This is a genomic window from Bacillus sp. Au-Bac7, from assembly GCF_021341655.1.
In the GTDB taxonomy this organism is placed as follows: domain Bacteria; phylum Bacillota; class Bacilli; order Bacillales; family Cytobacillaceae; genus Niallia.
Genome location: NZ_JAJTTG010000026.1, coordinates 1 through 19,815 on the forward strand (window position 1 = coordinate 1; position 19,815 = coordinate 19,815).

21 protein-coding genes and 2 pseudogenes are annotated in these 19,815 nt (G+C 33.6%); 19 read left to right on the forward strand and 4 right to left on the reverse strand.

Going from position 1 to position 19,815, the window contains the following annotated elements:
• The 4 genes and pseudogenes from LXM54_RS26705 to LXM54_RS28145 form a co-directional block, all read left to right on the forward strand.
• A pseudogene (locus LXM54_RS26705) lies at window positions 1–355 on the forward strand (class I SAM-dependent methyltransferase); the annotation flags it as partial.
• Between the two features lie 235 nt (window positions 356–590).
• Window positions 591–1,358 (forward strand): nucleotidyltransferase domain-containing protein, encoded by a 768-nt coding sequence (locus LXM54_RS26710; RefSeq protein ID WP_233319243.1) that lies wholly within the window; start codon window positions 591–593, stop codon window positions 1,356–1,358.
• 822 nt (window positions 1,359–2,180) lie between these two features.
• Complete coding sequence (locus tag LXM54_RS28140) at window positions 2,181–2,681, forward strand: reverse transcriptase domain-containing protein (protein ID WP_267913500.1); 501 nt, start codon at window positions 2,181–2,183, stop codon at window positions 2,679–2,681.
• Window positions 2,623–3,441 carry a reverse transcriptase domain-containing protein gene (locus tag LXM54_RS28145; RefSeq protein ID WP_267913501.1) on the forward strand — a complete coding sequence of 273 codons (819 nt, stop codon included), beginning with the start codon at window positions 2,623–2,625 and terminating at the stop codon, window positions 3,439–3,441. Before LXM54_RS28140 ends, LXM54_RS28145 begins: the two co-directional genes overlap by 59 nt.
• 152 nt (window positions 3,442–3,593) lie before the next feature.
• On the opposite strand, the gene LXM54_RS26725 is transcribed toward LXM54_RS28145, so the two are convergent.
• Window positions 3,594–3,872, reverse strand: coding sequence for an autorepressor SdpR family transcription factor (locus LXM54_RS26725; RefSeq protein ID WP_237944383.1), 279 nt, complete (start codon window positions 3,870–3,872; stop codon window positions 3,594–3,596).
• A 341-nt stretch (window positions 3,873–4,213) separates the two neighbouring features.
• On the opposite strand from LXM54_RS26725, the gene LXM54_RS26730 reads away from it, so the two are divergent.
• Window positions 4,214–4,534, forward strand: coding sequence for an antibiotic biosynthesis monooxygenase family protein (locus LXM54_RS26730; protein ID WP_233319246.1), 321 nt, complete (start codon window positions 4,214–4,216; stop codon window positions 4,532–4,534).
• Between the two features lie 290 nt (window positions 4,535–4,824).
• On the opposite strand, the gene LXM54_RS26735 is transcribed toward LXM54_RS26730, so the two are convergent.
• The gene (locus LXM54_RS26735) at window positions 4,825–5,139 is read right to left on the reverse strand and encodes a hypothetical protein (RefSeq protein WP_233319248.1); all 315 of its coding nucleotides are present in this window, start codon (window positions 5,137–5,139) and stop codon (window positions 4,825–4,827) included.
• Between the two features lie 832 nt (window positions 5,140–5,971).
• On the opposite strand from LXM54_RS26735, the gene LXM54_RS26740 reads away from it, so the two are divergent.
• Both LXM54_RS26740 and LXM54_RS26745 read left to right on the forward strand, forming a co-directional pair.
• Window positions 5,972–6,538, forward strand: coding sequence for a TetR/AcrR family transcriptional regulator (locus LXM54_RS26740; protein WP_127743111.1), 567 nt, complete (start codon window positions 5,972–5,974; stop codon window positions 6,536–6,538).
• A 59-nt stretch (window positions 6,539–6,597) separates the two neighbouring features.
• Window positions 6,598–8,439: an alpha/beta fold hydrolase gene (locus tag LXM54_RS26745; RefSeq protein ID WP_233319319.1), complete on the forward strand. Its 1,842-nt coding sequence runs from the start codon at window positions 6,598–6,600 to the stop codon at window positions 8,437–8,439.
• Window positions 8,440–8,807: 368 nt separating this feature from the next.
• On the opposite strand, the gene LXM54_RS26750 is transcribed toward LXM54_RS26745, so the two are convergent.
• Window positions 8,808–10,046, reverse strand: coding sequence for an IS110 family transposase (locus LXM54_RS26750; protein ID WP_233319250.1), 1,239 nt, complete (start codon window positions 10,044–10,046; stop codon window positions 8,808–8,810).
• A 414-nt stretch (window positions 10,047–10,460) separates the two neighbouring features.
• On the opposite strand from LXM54_RS26750, the pseudogene LXM54_RS26755 reads away from it, so the two are divergent.
• From LXM54_RS26755 to LXM54_RS26770, 4 genes and pseudogenes are all read left to right on the forward strand, one after another.
• Window positions 10,461–10,871: pseudogene (locus LXM54_RS26755) on the forward strand (IS110 family transposase); the annotation flags it as partial.
• A 146-nt stretch (window positions 10,872–11,017) separates the two neighbouring features.
• Window positions 11,018–11,686, forward strand: coding sequence for a Type 1 glutamine amidotransferase-like domain-containing protein (locus LXM54_RS26760; protein WP_233319251.1), 669 nt, complete (start codon window positions 11,018–11,020; stop codon window positions 11,684–11,686).
• Between the two features lie 162 nt (window positions 11,687–11,848).
• Window positions 11,849–12,199 carry a PadR family transcriptional regulator gene (locus tag LXM54_RS26765; RefSeq protein WP_233319253.1) on the forward strand — a complete coding sequence of 117 codons (351 nt, stop codon included), beginning with the start codon at window positions 11,849–11,851 and terminating at the stop codon, window positions 12,197–12,199.
• On the forward strand, window positions 12,186–12,998 hold the full coding sequence (locus LXM54_RS26770) for a permease prefix domain 1-containing protein (RefSeq protein ID WP_233319255.1): 813 nt from the start codon (window positions 12,186–12,188) through the stop codon (window positions 12,996–12,998). Before LXM54_RS26765 ends, LXM54_RS26770 begins: the two co-directional genes overlap by 14 nt.
• A 538-nt stretch (window positions 12,999–13,536) precedes the next feature.
• Here LXM54_RS26770 and LXM54_RS26775 read toward each other — a convergent pair.
• Window positions 13,537–13,851 (reverse strand): hypothetical protein, encoded by a 315-nt coding sequence (locus tag LXM54_RS26775; RefSeq protein ID WP_233319257.1) that lies wholly within the window; start codon window positions 13,849–13,851, stop codon window positions 13,537–13,539.
• A 408-nt stretch (window positions 13,852–14,259) separates the two neighbouring features.
• On the opposite strand from LXM54_RS26775, the gene LXM54_RS26780 reads away from it, so the two are divergent.
• The 8 genes from LXM54_RS26780 to LXM54_RS26815 all read left to right on the forward strand — a co-directional run bounded on the left by LXM54_RS26780 (window position 14,260) and on the right by LXM54_RS26815 (window position 19,669).
• Window positions 14,260–14,883, forward strand: a complete 624-nt coding sequence (locus LXM54_RS26780; protein WP_233319258.1) for a hypothetical protein — start codon at window positions 14,260–14,262, stop codon at window positions 14,881–14,883.
• A 33-nt stretch (window positions 14,884–14,916) separates the two neighbouring features.
• Window positions 14,917–15,123: a hypothetical protein gene (locus tag LXM54_RS26785; RefSeq protein WP_233319260.1), complete on the forward strand. Its 207-nt coding sequence runs from the start codon at window positions 14,917–14,919 to the stop codon at window positions 15,121–15,123.
• 207 nt (window positions 15,124–15,330) lie between these two features.
• Window positions 15,331–15,582, forward strand: coding sequence for a hypothetical protein (locus tag LXM54_RS26790; RefSeq protein WP_233319262.1), 252 nt, complete (start codon window positions 15,331–15,333; stop codon window positions 15,580–15,582).
• 169 nt (window positions 15,583–15,751) lie between these two features.
• Window positions 15,752–16,540 (forward strand): alpha/beta hydrolase, encoded by a 789-nt coding sequence (locus LXM54_RS26795; protein ID WP_233319264.1) that lies wholly within the window; start codon window positions 15,752–15,754, stop codon window positions 16,538–16,540.
• A 437-nt stretch (window positions 16,541–16,977) separates the two neighbouring features.
• Entirely contained in the window at window positions 16,978–17,319 is a 342-nt protein-coding gene (locus LXM54_RS26800; RefSeq protein WP_233319266.1) for a PadR family transcriptional regulator, read from the forward strand.
• A complete protein-coding gene (locus tag LXM54_RS26805; protein WP_233319268.1) occupies window positions 17,316–18,134 on the forward strand; it encodes a permease prefix domain 1-containing protein in 819 nt (272 codons plus the stop codon). Before LXM54_RS26800 ends, LXM54_RS26805 begins: the two co-directional genes overlap by 4 nt.
• Before the next feature lie 248 nt (window positions 18,135–18,382).
• Window positions 18,383–19,054 carry a hypothetical protein gene (locus LXM54_RS26810; RefSeq protein WP_233319270.1) on the forward strand — a complete coding sequence of 224 codons (672 nt, stop codon included), beginning with the start codon at window positions 18,383–18,385 and terminating at the stop codon, window positions 19,052–19,054.
• 168 nt (window positions 19,055–19,222) lie between these two features.
• A complete protein-coding gene (locus LXM54_RS26815; protein WP_233319272.1) occupies window positions 19,223–19,669 on the forward strand; it encodes a VOC family protein in 447 nt (148 codons plus the stop codon).
• The last annotated feature ends 146 nt before the right edge of the window (window positions 19,670–19,815 follow it).

A 19,815-nucleotide genomic window follows, 5' to 3' on the forward strand; every position in this document is an offset into this window, starting at 1 on the left:
GAAAAAAACTGGAAAAGATGGCAATATTGGTGCGAAATTGCCTAAATATTTATCTGAATTGGGTGTGAAATATATTGAGTGCAGAGTCAGTGATAAGGTTAACTACCTCCATCCCGATATGAATCAACAAGATAAGCAAAAATTGTTTTCTTCTCTTAGAGAAGAAGGGGTAGGTGGAGAACCTGCAAATAAAGAAAAGTATATTGAAAGCTTGATAAATCGTGGGGTCAAATTGCAGGAAGCACAGGAACAATTTGAGGCTGAACTGTTGTTTTCACAAGTATTTAACATGGATTCCTCACTAATATATGCCCCCAGTATGAAAATTACATTTGGAGAGATCAAAAAATTGTAATTAAGCCCACCACCTTCAGTTCTTCTGCAACTACCGAAGGCTTTCTTTGATAGGAAGTCCTTTTTTAAAAGTCACAAACTTGGCAGCATTCCTGTAATAATTGAAAGCTTAGCTTATGGCACAAACTTGGCAGGATAGTTGAATGATTTTGCGAATAACTTAAGTCATGACGAATTTACGAAGTTCGCAAAAAAGACGTTAGCAGAAAGAAGTTCTTAGTTTAGGAGGAGTCTATATGATATTAGAAAAAGTTATAAATAGAATTGTAATACAAAGTGAATATAAGGATTTTGTTGATAAGTATATAGATAATATACTTACCGAATTTAAAGGTAAGATTCATAGCGTTTATATGTGTGGCTCGATTCCAAAAGGAACTGCTAAACCTTTTAAGTCAGATGCAGATTTTACTATTGTATGTGTAAACCCCAAAGATATCGATTACGAAAGGTTGTCAAATATTAAAGACAGGCTTTTGGAAGAATATCCAGTAGTAACTAAGATTGATACGATAATTTGTTCGATTGACGATGTATTAAGTAAACCGAATGAGTGGGGTTTTTGGGTTAAGATAATTTGTGTTTGCATATATGGTCGTGACGTTGGTGAAAAAGTACCACCGATAATTATTTCTCCAGAGTTCATTTTAGACTTAAATACAGAGACCAAGGAGGAAGTAGATCGTATACATAATTTCCTTTGTAATGCTAGTGATAACACAATGAAAAATAGATATATTAAAGGTTACTCTAAGAGATTAATTCGTGCATTGTACTCTTTGGTTTTAGAAGATACAGGTGTATGGCAAGATGACGTTATTAAGATGAAGAATGCCATCTTAAACTATTGTGAGATTGACTCCGCTTTAGTTGATTATCTGTATGCTTGTTACTTGGATAGTAATGTACTTGTTGAAGAGTTTCTGGGAATTGCAGATGAAGTATATAGCTATTTTGAGAACGCCTTAAATGCAATGGCTGCTTCCAGAACTTCCTTCGACTAACACTTCGGATAGTTTGCGCAGTTGCCCGAAAAAAGGACCTTCAAATGTAAAAATGAAGGCCAACAAAATTATGATCACATCAAGTCAAATAAATATATACGCTTCTTCAGCTAACAGGGGCTTTTCTTATATAAAAGGAAAGCCTATTTCTTATGGTGCTATAGTGGCAGCATTCCTGTAATAAGTGAAACGTGCTTATGGTAGAAAAAGGGCAGCATTCCTGTAATAAATGAAAACTAGCTTATGGTAGAAACGGGGCAGTTGTGCGGCCGAGCCTAGGTCGTATCATATAGCGGGTGGGATTCCCGCCGAGTAAGAACTAGCCATTCGCTCGTATCGAGTCTTGGAGGACTGAGGGTAACTTTTGTCTTTAAGCGTAGTCAGTTAGCTAGCGGGCCGAAAGCCATACGGTTGAAGGGATTGAGCTCCATAAACGTTTGAAATCTGAGAGGGATGATGCCTTACCTGCGTGCAGAAAGCAACATTTTATCCTTTGTTAAAGGCAAGAAGGATAGAACCTCTCTGGAGTCAGAGACCTTGGCACGTTATACATCGATATGATACGGCAACTCGGGAGACCCTATCGGTCTCTTCTTTATAGAAGAGTATGGTGTACAAGCGATAATAAGCAAGGAAACCAAATGCCGTTTAGGGAGTCGGATAGCAGCATAGTACCAATGAAGTTGGGTAATGCCGATGGAGGAAAGGCTAGCTACCAGTTATCACCCTTATTAGGGACACATTTACTACACACAGAGGTAGGAATAATAAATGGAAACAAAACTACTAAGGATAGCAGAATTAGCAAAATCTAATACCAAAATGAAATTTACATCTCTTGCGCATCTATTAAACGAACAATCACTCACTCATTGTCATTTTGAGCTGCCGAACAAGAAGGCAACCGGTGTAAATGGTACAACTAAAGAACAGTACACCGAAAATCTGGAAGAAAACATAATGGACTTGGCAAGTAGACTGAAAAGCAAAAGTTACCGCCCTGTCCCAGTTAGACGAAGGTATATCCCAAAGATCAACTCAGACAAGAAAAGACCATTGGGGATACCAGAACACGAGGATAAAATCGTACAAAAAGGCATTGCCAAAGTGGTTAATGCAATCTATGAGAATGACTTTCTAAATTGTTCATTTGGGTTTCGGCCAAATAGAAACTGCCACGATGCGTTGAAAATACTAAACTTTTATATTGAAAAGAGAGCAGTAAGCTATGTAGTAGATGTAGATATTAAAGGTTTCTTTGATAATGTTGATCATAAATGGAAGATGGATAGCCGACCAAAACCTTCTGAGAATAATCAGTAGGTTTCTAAAAGGTGGATATATGGAAGAAGGTAGGAAATACAAAACAGATACGGGTACACCGCAAGGTGGAGTAGTATCTCCTATCTTAGCAAATATTTATCTCCATTATGTTCTCGACTTATGGTTTGAGAAAGTGGTTAGGAAGCAATGTGAAGGACAGGCTTATATAGTAAGGTATGCAGATGATTTCGTATGTTGTTTTCAACACAAAAAAGAGGCTCAACAATTTTATGAGTCTTTAAAGTCGAGATTAAAGAAATTTAATTTAGAGATAGCAGAGGATAAAACGAAAATTATTCCCTTCGGGAGGTTTGCGGAACATAACGCAAAACGAATAGGAAATAGCAAACCAGCAACCTTTGATTTTCTTGGGTTTACCCATTATTGCAGCAAAAGTAAACAAGGGAAATTTCGTGTAAAGCGGAAGTCGAGCAGGAAGAAAGTCCAAGGTAAACTCAGAGAGACTAAAGAATGGTTGAAGACTAATAGAAATAAATCTATTCACTTAATCATGGATAGATTTAAAAGGTCACTTATTGGTTACTACAACTATTACTGCATCATAGACAATACGCAAACAGTGAACGATTTTAAAGAGAAGATTGAAGAACTACTATATAAATGGCTAAATAGAAGAAGTCAGAGGAACCCCTTTACCTGGGATAAATTTAGACTCTTTCTACAGAAGTTTCCACTTCCAACTCCAAGAATTAAAGTAAACATTTATGAATTAAGAAAAGAGATTAGCTATATTCTGTAAAAGATAATTAGGAGGAGCCGTGTGCGTTAATTGCGCAAGCACGGTTCTGTGAGGGGGGAGAGTACAATTTACCGTAAGGTAGAAAGGCTCTCTTCTACTCGACTAGTGAAAGAAGGATTAAGTAAAACCATCAATGCTAATTATTGATGGTTTTACTTATATTTTTCTTCCTCCACTTTATTCATCAACTTCATAAACCATCCCATAATTTCATGAAGTACAGTCAAATTCAATGAATATTTTACATACTTTCCTTCTTTACTGGATTCAATTAACCCACTGTTTTTTAAAATAGAGAGATGATGAGATATACTTGGCTGCGATATGTTAAAATACCCCGTAATTTCATTTACAGTCATATCCCGTTCCTTCAGAAGTTCTAGAATTTTTCTTCTAGTAGTATCTGAAAGTGCTTTATAAGCATCAATCACATTATCCAGCTCCCTTCACAATAACAAATAGTTATTTAACTATATGTTATTGTGAATACAATTAAAAGTAAATGTGGCTAAAAAATAAATAGAAATTGCAATAAGGGCAATTCTTGAGAATTTTTACTTGAATGCGAGATTTAAGTATAATCATTAATAGTCATAACTTAAGGATTACTGCACTATGTTATGATACAAATATGGAAGCATTCCTGATAAACAAAAACTTAGCTTATGGAAGAAACAGGGCAGTTTTGTTGAAGAAGGATATTAGTCACAAAGTGAAGAAATATAAGTTTTAAAGAGAATGGAATTCAATAACTTATTGGGGGATTTAATAAATGAACAGTAATGAGAAAAAAACACAACCACCATATTATTCAGTCATATTTACATCACAAAGAACTGAAGGCGACAATGGATATGGAAAAATGGCACAAGCAATGGAAGAGTTGGCTTCAAAGCAACAAGGATTTTTAGGTATTGAAAGTGCAAGAGATAATGAGTTAGGTATTACTGTTTCATATTGGGAGTCTTTAGATGACATTAAGCGTTGGAAAGAAAATTCTGCCCATAAAGTAGCTCAAGAAAAGGGTAAAAAAGAGTGGTATAAAAATTATAATGTTCGAATTTGTAAAGTTGAAAGGGATTATTCTTTTTAAGGTTTTGTGCTAAAGGGTCTTTACTTCGATATGAAGTGAAGCCTTTTTACTATTCAAGTAATGAGGCAGCATTCCTGTAATAAATGGAATAAACATGGCAGTTTTGTTTAAGTACACTATTTCACATAATATAATAAAGACTCCCGAAGTATGTAACAGTTTCTTTTAGGGGTCAAAAATAAGAAAAGTGTTAAAAATTACAAAAATTTCAGTTTCAAAAAAGCATCGGTTTTAGCACCGATGCTTTATCAAGTTAGCATAAGCATCCTAATTGCTAATGCAGTGACATTCTATTTTGCTGTTCTGCTCCGATATACATTTAGTGTAATTGCGTTTAATATGATAGGAACCAAGAGAAGAGCTGCTGAAGCAAACGCCACGGCATACATCGTGTCCATAAGTGCTCCCCAATCTTCAACTGTTACCTTATGATAAGTATAAAAGATTTGGAAACATAACGAAATACTGCAAGCACTGATGCTTATTATTGATAGGATAACCCAATTTTTATTTTCTCTTTTTTTCTCTCGTGTTAGATTAACAATAGGAAGTATCCAAGCGATTAATCCAAGCACGAGGCTTGCAAGATTTAGCCAACCATACATAACCATAATCCTCCATTTATTGAATAATATGAAATTAATATCTATAAATTTATCCTATCATAACTATCTATTATTAGTTGAAATATTTACCTTAAATACAAAAATTAATCCATTTTAAACCTATTATCTGCAATTCCTAAACGCTGTGCAGGTGTCAATCTTTGCTTATCGTAAGATTTGTAAGGTAAACAGAAATGCAAGAAACATGGCAGCATTCCTATAATAAATGCAATACCTATCTATGGAAGAATCAGGGCAGTATAGTGAAAGAAGAATAAAAGAGTTTGCATATGTAAATAAAAAGCACTGTCAAGAGACAATGCTTTTTTTATTTTTTTCAGTGTGTAGAAACTTGCATTTAATTTTAGTGTTACATTCCTTTAGAAAAACTTACTAGCGGAAATCAAACATTCTTAATACTACTTGTTAACAGTAGCAACCTATGAATTTTCCTTTATTAAACGAACAAATTCTAGTACAACAGGTGTTAAATTGTCTAGATCGTTTGCAAAAATCTAATATCAAATGATATGGAAGGGGTGATAGGAAGTTTTGAGTATCCTTTTGCTAAGGTATCCAAGATATATTCAGAATTAATCCCAATACCATCAGCCACCATTTTGATAGCCGATTCCGCATTTTGAACTAGTAAAATCTTATCTGTATTTACAATGTTTTTATTTATATAAGGGATTTGTTCAATAATCGTTTCAGCAGCTATTAATGATTAGTTTTTTTGGGTGGGCTATAAATTATTTCCTACCTTCACCGATTTACCTTGAAAAATATTTATTAGTACTATATAGTACTAAATATGATGAAGAATAAATTAATGAATCGAAAGCATGTCATTGAAGTAGCAGCGATTTTATTTTTAGAAAAGGGATTTGCATACACAAGCATGGATGAATTGGTCCGAGTCAGTAAAGTGTCCAAGTCAAATGTGTATTATCATTTCTCGAACAAAGAAGAATTATTAGAAGCTGTGGTTGATTATTGGATTGCTAAGTACCATTTTGCAATAGAAGAGGTGATAAACCAGCAACAACTTTCGGTCGAGCAACGAGTGACCATGTTTTTAATGCAATTAGCACAAGGTGTGCAAGTGAGGGAGTTTAAAGGAAGTTGTCCATTTATTACACTGGCAATTCAAAGCCCGGCACAAGCTACCCAACTGAAAGAAAGAATTGGCTTGTTTTTTGCCGAATTGCAATCAAAGGTCAGTTTGCTTATTGCTCAAGGAGTCGAAAGAGGGGAATTTCGAAAGGCAATCCAGCCGGAAGAAATAGCCTCATTATTTATTACCAATTTGGAAGGCGCGTTATTTATTGCAGAAACGCAAAAGGATGCAACAATCATTACAAAAACAGCTCAACAATTTATGAAATTGCTTCATTAAAGAGGCAATTTTTTTTACACAAGATTAGGACTGATTAGTACTAAAATGGAGGGTGAATGATGAAAAGAATTTTATTAATAGGTGGAACTGGTTTTATTGGTAAGCAATTAGTGCAACAAATAGCAACGGAGCAGGTCGAGATTTTCCTGTTGGTAAGGTCTAAAAGTAAAGCAATCAAGTTGTTTGAAGAAAGCGGGTACCTACACAGAAATCTATTGCAATTTGTAGAAGGTGATTTAACTAAGGAAGGGTTAGGATTACAAGAAGAGGACCTGCAACAAGTAAAGAAGAGTGATGTAATCATTCATGCAGGTGGACCTATGGATATTAGTATCTCTGAAAAACAAGCGACGTCAGCGTTTTTAAACGGTGCAAAATATGTGAGTGAAATTGCTGAAAGCATACATGTAACAAAAGGTTTAGAACATTTTATCCATGTAGTAGGGTATATGAGTCCATTTAATGATGACAACAGCGATATAGATATTAATGTATTTCAAAATGCATACGAATTAGAAATAAAAAATCATTACGAACGTACAAAATTTTTAGCTGATCTCTATATGCGGCAACAGGCAAAAAAAGTAGGTTATCCTATTTCGGTAATTAATCCCCCTACAGTTGTTGGTCCTAGTCAGACTGGGAGTACAGAACAGGTGGATGGATTAGGGTTGCTGGTAAAAAGTATGCGTAAAGGTCTTATGCCTGTTGTTCCTGGTGGGGGGAATTATCGTCTTCCACTGATTGCAAATGATGCATTAGCAAAATTTATTGTCCGAATTTTAAATCAAAAGCAGCCGAAGAGCCATACATATACACTCGTCCCAGACCGTCAAATGGATCTAAATGTATCTGAATTACTTCGTATCATGGCGGAAAGTTTGAATGTAAAGGCACCTACTAAGGCTATTCCAATACAGATTATGAAATTATTACTGAATAGCGGCGGAAGTAAAATAACTGGAATTCCAGCAGATAGTTTAAACTTCTTAACGAATAAAGACTTCTCAAATACCAAGGTGAAAGAAGTAATGGGACCAGATTGGTTCCGGACGACAAGTGTAAAGAACTTTTTACCAGCTGTAATCGCAGATATAGATTATCGAATAACGTATCCTCATCAGCAATTAGATTCCAGATTTAATAGAGTACTTATCGGTAATGTAGTTGTTTATCAAACAAGCGGAGAAGGAAAGCCATTTATCTTGTTCCATGGATTATTAAGTGATGGAGAAGATTTATTTCCACTAGGGATTCAGTTACATGAAAAAACAGGTCGACCTGTGTGGATTGTTGATTTGCCTGGTTTAGGACGTTCACCTTTTCAAAAGGAAAAATCTATGATGACTGCTTTGCTTCAAACAGTTAAATATTTATTGTCGCAGGTTGTGGAAGGTGCTCACTTTATTGGTCATTCATTTGGTGCACTTGTGTTAATAGCTGCACACAAAGATAATTATTTTCGTCCAGAGGATTCTATCACACTACTTCAACCGCCTGTGATGAAGAAGGTTACGACTGAAGTTCCAATGCTTATAAAAAAGTGGGCTTTAAAGACAGCAAGTATTAGTCGGTTAGAAAAATATTGCTTGGAAACAGGATTGTTCGCCATCGCTGAGCAAATTCCTGTTCACTATATTGCAAAAGTTAAACATAGCTTTACCTCCTCTAGAATTTTAAATTCGACCGTTTTATTGGATGAATGGTCATCGAGTAAGGAAGAAAAAGAGATGAACGGTAGTGCAAAAAGTAATTTTGAAATTATTTGGGGTGATCAGGATAAGGCTTACCAGATCCCTATCAATCTGGGGGAAGTCAAGATGCTTCCATATGGGCATCATTTTCCACTAAGTCACCCAAATGAAACAGCACATGTCATCTTGGAAAATGTGAAAATTTGAAACATTACTTAAAAACTATATAAACTGATTTCAGTAAATCTGGCGGTTTTTAAGTTACTATGATTATTTTCTAAGCAACTTGATTGAAACTAAAAACGTCAGCTTTGGTTATTGTGAGAACACTACCAACTCTTTTAGATGATGAAATGGTTACTCTGTTTCAAATATTTATTGCAGCCTTTCGTAAGTTAAGTGATAAAGAGACAAGTTTGTGAGGAAATATACTTAAACTAAACCAGCTAATAGTTTGTCAACATTTTTCAATAAAAAGATAAATAATCTCGTGGTATACTAAAAATGCACATGCCAAATAACCTTCCGCTATATTTTAATTGGAAGGTTTTGTTGTATTTAGTTAGATATAGTTATTAATCTATATCTTGGAAAGTTGTTCGTTTTTTTAATAAGGCAAAGATCCAGTGTAAGAGCTTGTTTACACATGCAATAACGGCTACTCTAAAGGGTTTTCCTTCTTCTCGTTTCTTATCATAAAACTCTCTTAGTTTTCGATTGCGTGGAATAATCTCGTCGGTTGTCTTCTTTTTACGACTATCCCTTATACCACTTTGAACAGCCATATATAAGGCGTGGCGTAGTCTACATGAGCCACGTTTCATTATTCGATTCACCGATGCAGTAAACCTCCCAGATGAGTACACACTAGGATCTATCCCAGCGAATGCAACAAGCTTCTTGGCATCATTAAATCGATCTATTTCTCCAATTTCGGATATAATCGTGGCAGCGATTTTTTCTCCGATTCCAGGGATAGATTGAAGAATACAATACTCTTCAATTTCTTTAGCGAGAGCATTTATTTCATCTGCAATCCTGGTTAGATGCTCTTGGTATTGAAGAACTATCTTAATTAAAATTTCTAGATTGAAAATATGACTCTCATAGAGATTGTTTTGAAATGGATTACGTAGGGCAGCCTCTATTAACATTTGTGTCTTTTCCTCTGCCCAGGACACCGAACGATTCTTACATAATGAAGCTATTTTATCAGTTAATTCTTTTTCACTGACACTTAATACCGCCTTAGAAGTAGGGAATTCTAGTAAAGTAAGCAAAGATACTTTTGAGTATAAACTTCCGAAAACTCCTCGATACTCAGGGAATACTTGATCAATTAAGGAATGTAACTGTATCTTTGTTTTCGCTGAAATTTCTGCAATACTCTCTTGTTGCCTTGTTAGATTTCGAAGGTTTAAGAGTTGAATTCCTCGCTTCTTGTAAGGCTGTAGTTCTTCCTTATAATACAGTTCACAAAGATGATAAGCATCGATGGCATCTGTTTTAACTTTGCGTAGGCTTGAACTCTTGGCTCGATGTGAAATAAGAGGATTGACGAGAATATATACATATTTTTGTTCCTCTAAAAACTGAATAACTGGGGTGTGATAATGCCCAGTTGACTCTAATACAACCGAAGGTTGAGTACCCAAAGCTGCTTTTTCAACATCTTGAAGAAAATCTAATAACCTACCTAAACCCTCTAGATTATGTGTAATACTAAAACTCTTTCGATATGGTTTACCTTTATCTAAAAATGCTTGAACATGGCTTTCTCCTTTTGAAACATCCAGACCAATCACTGGATTCATACTAATTTCTCCTCCTTAAAAAGCATATTAGTCGGTAACCCCTAAACTCCTTGTAATATCATAGGTTCGCTTGTTAAACGGGATCATTGTCCCAACCAGCCTGAAACATGTTTATACAAGTAGGGGGTGAACAGTTTAGCTGACGGGATTTATTCCCACGGGGGCGCCGTTCTACCCCGACTACCGTAATCATAAAACTAAAAAAAAAATGGTCAACCAGAAAAATCTGGCTAACCATATATTACGAACGGGGGCTCTCCATTTAATAATGGAAGGCCTTTTTCTAATGTAGCTATCAGGGCAGGTTAGCATTCCTGTAGAGCGTTATTTTTCAACTTTGAAAAAAATAGGGCTCCTCATTAAGATATGAGTATAGAAACCACTCTAAAACTCAACCTTAGGAGGAACCCTACTATGAATTTTAAAATGCAAGACAAACAAAATCAATTAATTGAAAGAATTTCTGATAAACATTTAATCATTGGTGTAGATATCGCTCAACAGCTGCACGTTGCTAGGGCAGTTAATTTCCGTGGAATTATTGTAGGAAACCCTCTAGCATTCGAGAACAATGAAGAAGGATTTATAAAGCTATTAAACTGGATTTTTGAGCTTAAAAGAATACATAAACTTGAGTACTCTATAGTGGGGATGGAACCAACGGGACATTACTGGATCAATCTTTCAAAGTGGTTAATGAGCCAAGACATAGAAGTAGTAACAATTAATCCCCATCTGGTCAAACGAAATAAAGAGAATCGAGATAATACCCAATCAAAGAGTGATAAAAAAGATGCTTTGGTAATAGCTGATATGGTAAAGAACCAGATAATATACGATTAAAAGGGTTATGAAATCCTGCGAATAAGTGAGCATTCGAGAGATATCCGCATCAATCTGAGGGAGTTGAAGAAGGTATTCGGACTTTAATAAAGAATTTATAAATAAAAAAATTAATTAAGGGGGATAAAATGGGCTATTTTTTTCTATCAGGTGGTGGAGATAAGGAACAAACGAAGGAAATAGACGAAGCTTTTATAAAACAAATCAATCTAAACAAACCATTACTATATATACCGATAGCGTTGGATGAGGTTATTCCATTTGATGAATGCTATAAATGGATTAATAGCGTTTTTCAACCTCTGGGTCTTCAGGAAATAAAAATGTGGACCGATTTGAGTAATAGAACTCTAGAGGATCTAAAACAGTTTTCAGCTATCTACATTGGCGGAGGAAATACATTTAGTTTGCTAAATACTATACGAATTTCCAAGCTAGATAAGGCATTAGAGGAATATATAGAAAATGAAGGTGTAATCTATGGAGGAAGTGCGGGAGCCATAATATTAGGTTCTAATATTATGACTTGTGCTCATATGGACGCTAACAATACCAACTTGCAGAATTTTGAGGGATTAAACTATATTCAAGGTTGTTCCATATGGTGTCACTATGAAATGGAAAATGACAGTTTGATATGGAGTTATATCAAAAACTATAAAAAGACTGTAATTGCTTTGCCAGAAGATACTGGGATTTTCTATAGTAAATCAGGGATAGAAGTAATAGGAACCTCGCCAGCCTTCATATTTAAAGATGATGACAAAATACTAGTTCAACCAAAATTATTTATTTAACTCCTTGTTCAGCCAAATGCTATCCTTTAAATAACTGGATAGCATTTTTCTTTTGTAACAATTATGGAAGGATAGTTCTATTATAAAAGGAAATATATTTTTATACTAATACCTTGTATTATAAGGTAATTTATTTTATATTCATAACATGAGGTGAAAATATTGGAAATTAATAAGGAAGTCTTAAAAGGGCACATCGATACTCTAATCCTCTCATTACTAAGTAAACAGGATATGTATGGATATGAAATAGCAAAAGTTGTCCGTGAAAAGAGTAAAGAACAATTTGAATTAAAAGAAGGAACTCTGTACCTATCATTAAAAAGACTAGAAAAAAATGAATGGATCACATCGTATTGGGGGGATGAACAAGGGCCAGGGGGAAGAAGGAAATATTATAAACTTACATCACTAGGTAAAGAAGGATTTGAAGAAAAACGTTCAGAATGGCAATTTGTAAAGAAAATTATTGATACGTTCTTAGAAGGGGAAGAGAAATATGAAAAAAATTGAAGCGTTTGTTGATGAGGTGTATCACAGTTTCGGTGGTAATAAAAAAGAAATAGAAGAATTAAAAGCGGAAATGAAAAACCACCTATTAGAGGCAGTTCACGAATTGAAATCAGAAGGAAAGTCTGATCAAGAAGCGATTGATATTGCCATAGAACGTTTCGGTGGAGAAAAAGAAATGAGATCCATTGTGGGTCAATTGTTTAAAGTGCAAAAACTATTTGCTAGACGAGTACTTTATACTGCACTTGCGGCAATTATGCTGCCCGCTCTCCTTTTTTTGTATTATTATTTTTCCGAAAAAGATTATTATATTGAAACTGATGAAACCTCAAATAACATCCTTCAAATATTAGGAGATAAGGAGAGTATTACGGAAGAGACACAAAAAAAAATTGAAGATGTGTTAAATAAAAAAAACTTCATCCTTGAAATTGAAATCTTTGATAGTAAGAAATTATTTTCTGCTGGCCCTGAACCAGCTCCAAGTTTTCAATTTAAAAATAATTTGAATTTTATTGATAAATTTCTACATAAATACCATCTAGAAGGTGGACATAGTCATGGTAATGAAAATTGGTATATGAAGATGGATGTTAAATCCTATGATGAATTATTATCCAATGTTGTATTGCCTATCGGTATTGTGGTCTATTGGGTACTCTTTGCTATCTGGGCAATTATTAACTCCTATCATCAACGCAGGCTAAATGTAGGATGGATTATTTCATTTTCATTGTTTAATGCGTTGGGGTATTTGATTTATGTTTTAGTGGGAAAAAGGAAAGTAACGGCTTCGTAATGGTGACTTAAAAAAGGAATTATATCTACTTCTCTTTGTTTACAGGGAAGAATTTGTAGGGGATGGTCGGGACTATCCCCTTTTTTATGGTACTAACAGAGCAGTTTATTGAGATTAACTTCTTATTTAACTAATGGGAGAGCTGTCATTTTGGCGGCTTTTCTTAAAATTAAATGATGCTTTATAATTATAAATGGAAAGGTGTGAAGGCATATTAAAGGATTAATTATCGGTCTTATTATTATACTTTTTGTCGCAGCATTCCTGTAATAAATGAAAATAAGCTTTGGAAGAAACAGGGCAGCATTCCTGTAATAAATTAAAACTTAGCTTATGGCAGAAACGTGGCAGTTTTGTTTAAGTACACTATTTCACGTAATATAATAAAGACTCTCAAAGTAAGTAACGGTTTCTCTTTTAGGGGACAATAGAAAAGTATTAAAGATCACAAAAATTTTATATCCAAAAAAGCATCGGTTTTAGCACCAATGCTTTATCAATTTAGAATAAAAATAGTAATTGCTAATGTATTGACATTCTATTTTGCTGTTCTGCCCCGATATACATTCAAAGTAATTGCATTTAATATGATAGTTACCAAGAGAAGAGCTGCTGAAGCGAACGCCACGGCATACATCGTGTCCATAAGGGCTCCCCAATCTTCAACTGTTACCTTATGATAAGTATAAAAAATTTGAAAACATAACGAAATACTGCAAGCACTGATGCTTATTATTGATAGAGCAACCCAATTTTTATTTTCTTGTTTTTTCTCTCGTGTTAGATTAACAATAGGAAGTATCAAAGCGATTAATCCAAGCAAGAGGCTTGCAAGATTTAGCCAACCATACATATCCATAATCCCCCATTTGTTGAATAATATGAAATTAATATCTATAAATTTATCCTATCATAACTTTCTATTATTAGTTGAAATATTTTACCATAATAAAATATCCTCTATTTTAAACCTGTTATTTGCAATCCCTAAACGCTGTGCAGGAGTCAATTTTTACTTATCGTAAGATTTGTAAGGTAAACAGAAATGAAAAATAACGTATAAAAAAGGTCTTCTATGACTGTGGTTTTTATTTGTTATTTTATTTTTTTATGAATTTCATCAATTTGTTTTCTGTGTCTTGGTGTTAACTGGAGTGGAGTCAATTTTTGTTTTTAAAAAACAATTGTATACATTTGTTTACAAGAAATATGTTTACAATTGTTTACTTAAGTGGTAATTTAAAGGCAAGAGGTGTTTTGATTGTCAGAATATAGAAAGAAAATGTTTAGAGGAGCAAAGATTGAAGATTGTATTATAGATTTTATTGAAATGGAAAAAGAGTTAAACACATCATTGGAAACTACTGATAAGCAGGAAAGACAAATGCTTCTTGGTATGAGTAAAGCACTTCGGTTAATTGTTAATCGGTTAGTAAGGGAATTTGATTACACTGTGGGAGGCGATATAGTGAATGCCAAGCTGAAGGATTTCATTAGCTCTATTGAAAGAAGAGTTAATGAGGCAAACAAACAAAGCAGTATTAGTATGAATGACCTTTTAAATAAAATGTTTTATGATGACATTCCTGATGAGGCTAAGGAAGAAATAGCAAAAGTGCCAACTAATTATCAAAAAGGTTTATGGGAAGGTATGGCTTTAGGCTATGAGAAAATTATAGTTGATCTGCAAGTAATCCTCCATTCTGAGGAGAATAATAAGCTATCACTTTTAAAGATTAACGCAGATAAGTTTGAAAAGTTAGCACAAATGTTTAAGGATAAATGGAAAGAGGATGAGATGGATTACAGAAGTGGATTTATGCAAGGGGAAATGTCTGCATACACACTAATCAGCATAGAAATGAAAGAAATCTTTTCTATATAGTTCCTAAAGTTAAAAGATTCAAGGAGTGATTATATGAGTTTTCTTCATTGGTATGATTGGATACAACCTACAAATCCATACGCGTCCTTTTTTTTCGGTATAATTTTCACAATTATTATTGGAATAACAGTATGGATTAATACAAGAAAAAAAACAATGGCAGGTTTTGCAGTTTTAGCGGGAATTTCTTTTTCAGCAATATTTGTATATATTTTAGTGTTAACAGGATTTTATAGCTAATACATTTTTAATTATGCAAAAAAAAGAGTATTATAGCATTCCTGAATAATTGTACTAAAGAAAGAGGGCCAGTAATCTAAAAAGGATTGATAACCATTTTGACTATGGCTCAACATGGCAGCATTCCTGTAATAAATGAAACCTAGCTTATGGAAGATATACTAAAAGAATGAACTACTAGTTATGGTGAGGGGGTTCGTAAAGTAAGTGATAGATAAACATTTTCTTAATAAAAAATGCGAAGGAAATCATTGTCAGTTAAGAGGTAGCCGCCCTTTAAAGAATTGGAAGAGGACAGAAATGAATTGGTATTGTGAAGAACACTTTCATGAATATGCTGCATTAAGAAAACAAAAGTTAAGTGCTTTTATAGAAAAAAATAGAGATCTTGAACAGAGGAAGAGTCTTAGTGAAGAAGAATTGAGATTGTACAAGCATTACACGGAAGAAAATTCTTAATGCCAATTATTATAATTGGCATTTTATTTGTATTATGAGTTTTCATAACTTAAGGATGATACAGCATTACGGTACTAACATGGAAGTTTAGTGGAAGAAGGTATGCTATAGTTTATTGTCGAATGTTTTATTCAACGATGTTGACTTAATAAAAAAGGGGAGATTATATTTGATTGAAAACGACTTCAAATTTCCTGTTAAAAAAATTACATATAAGAAAATTAATGATAAGGAATTAAGACTCTTTATTTTTGAACCAATTTTGAAGGACGCCAATAAGTCAGCTGTAATTTTTTTACATGGAGGTGGATTTTCTAAAAGTGAATGGTCATACACGCAGTTTCAACATCATGCCGATTATTTTTCATCAATTGGAATGGTCGCCATTTGTGTTGAGTACAGGACTGCATATGATGAATCTTTTAATCCTATTCATTCTATTCAAGATGCAAAATCAGCAATACGGTGGGTACGTCACAACTGTGTGGATTTACAGATAGACTCAAACAAAATTGTTGTTTGTGGAGGGTCATCTGGTGGATATATGGCACTTTGTTGTTCAATGATAGAAGGGTTTAACGATCAGGAGGATGATTTAAGTATAAATAGTAAACCTAATGCATTAGTTCTATATAATCCAGGAGTAGATGTCACTCCATTAACCCGAGTTTACCCACAATTAAAAGAAATAGCAAAAGTTATTTCACCACTTTATCAGATTAAAGAAAATTTACCTCCTTCTATATTTCTTCATGGAACTGAGGATAGAAATATCAATATAAATCTAATTGAGCATTTTTGTAATCTCATGAAATTAAAAGGTAATCAGGCAGACTTAATCTCTTTTGAAGGCGTGGGTCATGGTTTTTTTAATTATGAAGAGCAAAATAACCGTCTTTTTACTCTAACAAATGAATATACTGAAAAGTTTTTTAAACAGTTGAATTATATAAGTTAGTTTAAATAGGTAAATTTAATAATCATTTTTGGGAGAGTGAAAAAGTGTTAATAACATGAAAACGGCCCGTTTAATTCTTCGACCGAATATGGGCAAAAGCTAACTCGAAAAAACCTGCTTCAAGAAAAGTAATGATAAATGTTGGAATGAAAAAAGAAGGGTATTAAAACAAGATATAATAAAATCAGGTGTATTTGAGGACTCAGACATATATGGATTAACTAGGTCAGATTATAAATTATATCTTGTTCATAGGGTCTTTCCTTAAATAAAAGGGAAGTCTTTTTCTTATGTCGCTAAAGTGGCAGTTTACTTTAAGTGAAACCCTTCACAATATGAAAATCAGTACATAATGCAAAATATCTGAAAATTCTTCATCTAATACCTTGCTTTATATAGTATTATATTTTACAATAAATAACAGGAGGTGGGTAAAGTTGGAAGTTAATAAGGAGGTACTAAAAGGTCATATTGATACATTAATCCTATCCTTATTACGTAATAGAGATATGTATGGGTATGAATTAGCGAAGTTAGTACGTGATAAAAGTAACGATCAGTTTGAATTAAAAGAGGGAACTCTTTATTTATCGTTAAAACGACTAGAAAAAAACAAATGGATTTCTTCTTACTGGGGTGATGAACAAGGACCAGGAGGAAGAAGAAAATATTATAAATTAACCCCATTAGGTGAAAAAGGTTTTGAAGAAAAACGTTCAGAATGGCAATTTGTAAAAAAAATTATTGATTTATTTTTAGAAGGGGGAGAAAAAGCATGAGGCAGATAGATTCATATGTTAATGAAATATATCATAATGTCGGTGGAAAAAGGAAAGAAATCGATCAATTAAAGGCCGAAATGAAAAATCATCTGTTAGAGGCAGTTCACGAATTGAAGACAAAAGGAAAATCAGAACAAGAAGCCATTGAAATAGCAATTAGCCGTTTTGGGGGAGAAAATGAAATACGTTCTGTTGTAGGGCAATTATTTAAAGCACAAAAAGTATTTGCAAAATGGGTACTTTATTTAGCAGTGTCATGTCTAATTACTACTGTTACTCTATTTGGTGTTATTTGGTTCATAGAAGAGCAGAATGCAAATGAAAATTCCATTGTTGCCACTAATATATTTGATGTACTCAACGAAAAAGGAACCATTTCGAATGATACGGAAAAAGAGATACAAGGATTTGTTCAAGAAACAGACCAAATTTCGAGAGTTGAAATTTATGATGTAAGTACTATTGGTAATAGTAATTTGTTGTTTGATTATGTGAGAGATGCAAAACCAGATTATCGCTATGAACAAAAAGTGTGGAACCCTAAATGGCTTCAAGCTGATTTCTTTCCTTATGGAAACGGTGATGGTAAACGCTGGTACGTAGAAATGGAAACCAGAAATATTGGTACTTTAATGGCCATAATCTTGTTTGCAGGGATGGCAGTTTATGTAACCTTGTTCACCATTTGGGCCACGGTCAATGCTTATAATCATAGACGTTTAAATATTGGGTGGATTTTTGTGTTTGCTTTACTAAATATTGTGGGTTATTTAATATATTTTCTAGTAGGAAAAAGAAAAATATCAGCTTAGGACTGTTGGACGACATCAGTTAAGATTTGGCTGCTGCAAGTGCAGTCTTTTTTATTCCACTGACGGGGCAGCATTACTTTAATGTAAGATAATAATTTTGAGGTTTATGAAACAATGTACTTAATCTAGAGGGTCCGTTGATCCAGAAAGGGATATCTTGTTTTACTTCGGCACTAACGTGGCAGGAATGTTTAATAAACCTAAATGATATGATAAAAGAAATATTCGCAATATGGGGTTGATTCAAAATGGATAATTGGAGGAATATGGCGATTTGGTTTGAACAAATACCAGATGATCTTCAAGCTGACTTTAACTTGAAGGAAGATAAATTTGATGAGATTCAGTATGAAAACATTCAATATTTAACTCTTTGGCATCATAAAAAGAGTAAGTTAGGCAACTTTGTTGGTATTCCAGAAAATCTGCTCTATCTAGAATTAAACTTGTCCAATATACAAGATTTCCAAGGTATAGTAAGAATGAATAAATTAAAGCGTTTAGAGTTACATTATTGTACTAAATTACAAAATGATTCTGGTCTATCTGGATTAGTCGATACGCTAGAACATTTACATATTAATCAATCAAAGAAATTTGCACCAAGCGAAGAATTATTATCTCTGAAGAATCTTCGTGTTTTGTGTCTTACTTCTTGTGGTAATCTTGAGAATCTGAATTTTTTACATCAATTTCCTAACCTAATTGACTTTAGATTTGTGAATACTAATGTGTTAGATGGTGACTTAACACCAATTTTAGACCATCCAACTATTCGAAGTGTGGGCTTTCTGAATAAGAGACATTACAATATTAAAGATGTTAAGATGGATGCTTTATTAAAGGATAAAAATGGTGGAGAGGAATTTCAAACAGTTATTAAGTATGGAAAAAAAGAGACTTTTAGATATATTTATTAATTAAAGTTGTTATCGAACTACTAACGTGGCGTTAATCCAATAAGGATTAATGCCATTATTTCTTATATCTCATTTGGAACTATCAGGGCAGGATTGTTGAAGAAGAACTTTATTAAAATTAAAATAAAATGAGTAATGTTAAACATTGGGGATTGGGGGAGAAGGTCAGTGATAAAAGGACTATATGAAGCACATTTACCAGTTAAAGATTTAGAACGTTCTATCGAGTTTTATGGAAAACTAGGTTTAAAACTGTATAAAAAATATGAGAAAGTAGCCTTTTTTTGGATTGAAGAAGGAAAAAGTTGGATTGGTTTATGGGAAGGATCAGAATCAAAAGTTCCTTATCACGTTTCATTGAGACATATTGCATTTTATGTTGAATTAGATGATATTAAGAAAGCAAAAAATTGGTTAAAGGAACGTGGGATTGAAGTAAGAGATGAATTTCATAGAGGAACAGAAGAACCTGTGGTTGTACCTAATCAAGCACATGCAATGATTTACTTTGACGACCCAGATGGAAACCATTTGGAGTTTATTGCAAGATTACCAAAAGAAATTGATCAAACAGAAAAAATGTATTTGAGTGAATGGGAGAAATTGTACTCGTAACGAAAAATAGGTATGTTTTTTACTCAATAAAATATTGCGAAACATTGTACGTAAACTATCTGAAGCATTAATTTTAGGATTTAGGAGAATTAATGCTCCTGTTTTTCCGAAAATCTTTTGGAACTAGAAGGAGCAGCATTCCTGTA

What these genes read in the sequence shown, in the direction of transcription:
- LXM54_RS26740 (WP_127743111.1), top strand. Translation starts at nt 5,972, where the DNA reads ATGAATCGAAAGCATGTCATTGAAGTAGCAGCGATTTTATTTTTAGAA.
- LXM54_RS26760 (WP_233319251.1), top strand. Translation starts at nt 11,018, where the DNA reads ATGGGCTATTTTTTTCTATCAGGTGGTGGAGATAAGGAACAAACGAAG.
- LXM54_RS26750 (WP_233319250.1), bottom strand. Translation starts at nt 10,046, where the DNA reads ATGAATCCAGTGATTGGTCTGGATGTTTCAAAAGGAGAAAGCCATGTT.
- LXM54_RS26735 (WP_233319248.1), bottom strand. Translation starts at nt 5,139, where the DNA reads ATGTATGGTTGGCTAAATCTTGCAAGCCTCGTGCTTGGATTAATCGCT.
- LXM54_RS26810 (WP_233319270.1), top strand. Translation starts at nt 18,383, where the DNA reads ATGGATAATTGGAGGAATATGGCGATTTGGTTTGAACAAATACCAGAT.
- LXM54_RS26745 (WP_233319319.1), top strand. Translation starts at nt 6,598, where the DNA reads ATGAAAAGAATTTTATTAATAGGTGGAACTGGTTTTATTGGTAAGCAA.
- LXM54_RS26770 (WP_233319255.1), top strand. Translation starts at nt 12,186, where the DNA reads ATGAAAAAAATTGAAGCGTTTGTTGATGAGGTGTATCACAGTTTCGGT.
- LXM54_RS26730 (WP_233319246.1), top strand. Translation starts at nt 4,214, where the DNA reads ATGAACAGTAATGAGAAAAAAACACAACCACCATATTATTCAGTCATA.
- LXM54_RS28140 (WP_267913500.1), top strand. Translation starts at nt 2,181, where the DNA reads ATGAAATTTACATCTCTTGCGCATCTATTAAACGAACAATCACTCACT.
- LXM54_RS26710 (WP_233319243.1), top strand. Translation starts at nt 591, where the DNA reads ATGATATTAGAAAAAGTTATAAATAGAATTGTAATACAAAGTGAATAT.
- LXM54_RS26785 (WP_233319260.1), top strand. Translation starts at nt 14,917, where the DNA reads ATGAGTTTTCTTCATTGGTATGATTGGATACAACCTACAAATCCATAC.
- LXM54_RS26775 (WP_233319257.1), bottom strand. Translation starts at nt 13,851, where the DNA reads ATGTATGGTTGGCTAAATCTTGCAAGCCTCTTGCTTGGATTAATCGCT.
- LXM54_RS28145 (WP_267913501.1), top strand. Translation starts at nt 2,623, where the DNA reads ATGTTGATCATAAATGGAAGATGGATAGCCGACCAAAACCTTCTGAGA.
- LXM54_RS26805 (WP_233319268.1), top strand. Translation starts at nt 17,316, where the DNA reads ATGAGGCAGATAGATTCATATGTTAATGAAATATATCATAATGTCGGT.